Annotated in this window: 2 protein-coding genes; one reads left to right on the forward strand and one right to left on the reverse strand. The window is 58.9% G+C overall.

Annotated features, from left to right (window positions below; translation table 11 throughout):
* Window positions 1–343 (forward strand): hypothetical protein (locus tag EPO09_RS16735; protein WP_290644658.1); only part of this gene is annotated, 343 nt, incomplete at its 5' end.
* Window positions 344–370: 27 nt separating this feature from the next.
* On the opposite strand, the gene EPO09_RS16740 is transcribed toward EPO09_RS16735, so the two are convergent.
* Entirely contained in the window at window positions 371–1,348 is a 978-nt protein-coding gene (locus tag EPO09_RS16740; protein ID WP_290644660.1) for a hypothetical protein, read from the reverse strand.
* Between the last annotated feature and the right edge of the window lie 482 nt (window positions 1,349–1,830).

The following is a 1,830-nucleotide window of genomic DNA, read 5'->3' on the forward strand; positions in this document are numbered from 1 at the left end:
CGTCGTGGTGGCGCATCCCAATGTGCACAAGCTGGATCAGGCCACTGTACAGCGCATCTACACCGGCAAGGTGGTCGAAGTGGGGGGGGTCTCTGTGGCCCCCGTCAACTTGCGTACGGGCCAGGCTTTGCGCCAGCGCTTCCTCAATGACTATCTGCAGCAGACCGACGATGCCTATGTGGCCTACTGGACGGTCCGCCGCTATGTCGGCAAAGGCGTCCCACCGCGTGAGTTCTCATCCGTGGCCGAGGTCATCAGCTTTGTGCAGACCACTCCTGGTGCCGTGGCCTACCTGGATGAGGCTGATGTGCCCTCATCCATGAACGTGGTGCTGCGTAAGTAAGAAGGCTTGGCTCGTAGCTGCTTCATGTCACAGCAGACGCTGTAGCAGGCCTTTGCTGCGTAATGCCTTGGACCAGAGCAAGGTTGCTGTTTTCAGCATCGCGGGGCCTGGATCCAACCATTCCCAGTAAGCAAAACTGCTGGCCTGCTTCAGCGTTTGCCAGCGCGAAGGGGCTGAAGATGATTTGATCGTCCGAGGGCACTGCAGCGATTGGCTGTCTCGGAACAAATCGATCCAGTATCGGTGCTGGAGTGCCGGCACCAATGGCAGGCCGACTGCGCGCTCACCGACCAATTCCTGATAGGCAAGCCATGGCAGGTTCACCCCGCAATCTCGCAGATGGCCAATCGAGCTGAACGGACGGGCGTTGAAGTCGATCAGATAGAAGCGATTCGTGGCCCGGTCGCGTAGCCACTCGATACCGAAGATGCCGTGATAGTGCAGTGATTGCAACAACACCCGCGCTTGACCCAGGATGAGGCCCTCTGCCTGGCCTAGGCGAGCCGGGATCTCTCCATAGGTGGTAGAGCCTAAGTCAGGCGGAAGCTGTCGCAAACGACGATGCGTGCTGAGGCAGACAATCTGCCCCTTGGCATCACAGAATCCGTAGGTGTCGAAAATTTCACCATCCCCGCCGGCCATGAGTTGTTGCACCAGCACGGCCTGCGATCCGGTAGCGGAAAGGAACGCCAGCAAGGAGGTTGAATTGGCAAATACCTTGTTCTTCTCGGTCAACTTGGCATCAGCACACCCGACATAGCTCGGCTTGAGCAGATAGGGGCCGGGGAAGCGTGCGCACCAGGCGCTGACGGTCGGCAGGTCGGTGCAAGGCGTGCTCGGAATGGTGGGCAGCCCTAGTCCATCCGCATGCAGGTAAAGGCGATTTTTTTCTAGGATGGTGGAGAGCGTTGGCAGGTCGGTTTGCCACCAGTGCACCGCCTCGCTCAGTGCCTGTGCATGTTGAGCCAGCGCCATCACCTGCCTGTCACTGGTTGCCATCAGCACGGGGCGTTGTGCCAGGCGTTTGGCATAGTTTAGGATGAACTGAACCAGCGCTGTGTCGCTCAAGCCCTCGGGCAGCAGATGGATGGCGTGCGGGTGGCGTGACAGCCGAAGGGGATCTTTCTTGTCAAAGACCAGGGCATGGACTTGCACGCCTTGAGAGGCCAGGGCCCGCACTGTTGCCAGCCCCGTCAATGCGGTACACAGGACGATGGCCGGCGGCCTTTTCTGATGTTTGACTGCTTGCGCCAGCGAGCCTGGAAAGGACACTACAACACTCCCTTGCTGAGAGCGGTGTTGTAGCTGGCAAACCTTTCACCAGCCTTTCGGTATTCAGTTTCCGGGCAGCATGCGGTACAACAGAATCCACCAGATCAGCGACATCACCACATTGCTGAGGGCAAACAGCGAGAGACGGTGCATCACGTTGTTGTAGCTCAGGTGCACGATGGAGTGCCCGATCCGCAGTGCCAGAAACGTCCATG

The sequence above is a fragment of the Aquabacterium sp. genome (assembly GCF_004297345.1).
GTDB lineage: Bacteria > Pseudomonadota > Gammaproteobacteria > Burkholderiales > Burkholderiaceae_C > Aquabacterium.